This window comes from Falsiroseomonas oryzae, from assembly GCF_027856955.1.
Lineage (GTDB): Bacteria > Pseudomonadota > Alphaproteobacteria > Acetobacterales > Acetobacteraceae > Falsiroseomonas > Falsiroseomonas oryzae.
Window position 1 is genome coordinate 1 of record NZ_JAPSMD010000764.1, and the last position, 1438, is coordinate 1438.

Here is a 1438-nt window from a genome sequence, read left to right on the forward strand (position 1 = left end):
AGGCCGGGCGCCGCGGGGTCCAGCGTGTCGAGGCGGAGCGGCGGGCGGAAGGCCAGGGCGCGGCCGAGCGACCGGCCGGCATCCTGCAGCGCCGCCGCCTCCGCCCCGGGCGCCGGCAGCGGCCGCCAATCCAGCGTGTAGGGCGAGGCAAGGGCGAAGAGCCGGCCATGCCGGCGCATCAGCGGCAGCAACGCGGCCTCCTCCGTACCGCAGACCGCGAGCACCGGCTCGGCCCCGGCCGGCAGGGCATGTGCCAGCAGCGTCTCGTACCAGGCCCGGCTGGCGAAGAACTCGCCTTCGCCCGGCGGATGCAGGAAGCGGTCGCACCAGCCGGGCAGGCCGGTGCGGTCGGCTGGCACCAGGCGGGCAGGCGGGGGGCGAGTCATCCGGCGCAGGATTGGCACCCCGGCGCCGCCGGCGGAAGGCTCCGCGGCGATGCCGGCTCATACCCGCCTCGTTGAGTCCTGACCGGCGGCCGGCGTTAGCCGGCCGAGGCCGCGAATGCGGCCCGCGGCAGGTGCCGCGAAGCCGAGCGCCGGAGGCGCGCTGGCGTCTGAAGCATGAAGTGCGTCAGCACTTCATGAGCCCGGTATCAGGCTTCCGAGCGTGGCGACTCCGGCGGCCGGCGGGCCAGCAGGGCCAGGGCGAAGACGGCACCCGCCGCCAGGGCGGCATCGGTGATCTCGGCGGAGCGGCCCGGCAGCCAGGTCTGCAGCACGCTGATCCCGGCGGCGAGCAGCAGCGCCAGGGCGCCGGCCAGCGGCAGGCGCAGCCCGGCCTTCAGCCCCAGCCAGGCGACGCCGCCATACATGAAGGTCTTGTACAGCATGGCCTGCAGGCCGTTCCCCCATTGGCCTGCCATCAGGGAGCGCAGCGGGATCCAGCCGAAGGGCCTCGGCGCGTCCAGCAGGCGATAGGGGCGCGCGCCCTCCAGCACCACGGCGGCGAGCAGGACGGCAAGCAGGACGGGGTCGGTCCAGCGCCGGCGGCCCAGCAGCAGCCAGGCCGGCAGGGCAAGGCCGGCGGCGATGACTTCCTCCGCCGTCAGGTTGCGGCCGACGATCGGCACGGCGGCGCCGGTCACGGCGAGCAGCAGCGCGGCGAAGACCAGGCCCCGCTCCCCGCCTGGCCGCGCGGCATCCAGCAGCCGCGCCGCGACCAGCCACATCAGGGCGATCCGCAGGGTGCGCAGCGGGTCGGGATCCCAGGGCGGCAGCAGCGGCTTCAGGCTGTTCTTCCACTCGGCCAGGTCGATCGAGGGGACATAGGGATAGAGCCGATAGGCCAGCCAGCAGCCGAGCAGGACGGCGGGAAACGCCTCCGCGATGCGCGGGCGGAGGTCGAGCGCGCCGCGTGCCCGCCGCGGCGCGACGAAGGCGGCCGTCACCGCGCCGCCGATGGCGCCGGCGACGTTGAGCAGCAGGTCGCCGGCGCTCGG

General features: G+C 75.7%; 2 protein-coding genes. Both read right to left on the minus strand.

The genetic code is table 11. The annotated features are described in order from the left end of the window. A partial coding sequence (locus tag OZN99_RS31465; protein ID WP_270939127.1) for a GNAT family N-acetyltransferase occupies positions 1 to 359 on the minus strand: 359 nt, incomplete at its 3' end. Positions 360 to 592: 233 nt separating this feature from the next. Beyond that, positions 593 to 1438: hypothetical protein (locus OZN99_RS31470; RefSeq protein ID WP_270939128.1), on the minus strand; the 846-nt coding region annotated here is incomplete at its 5' end.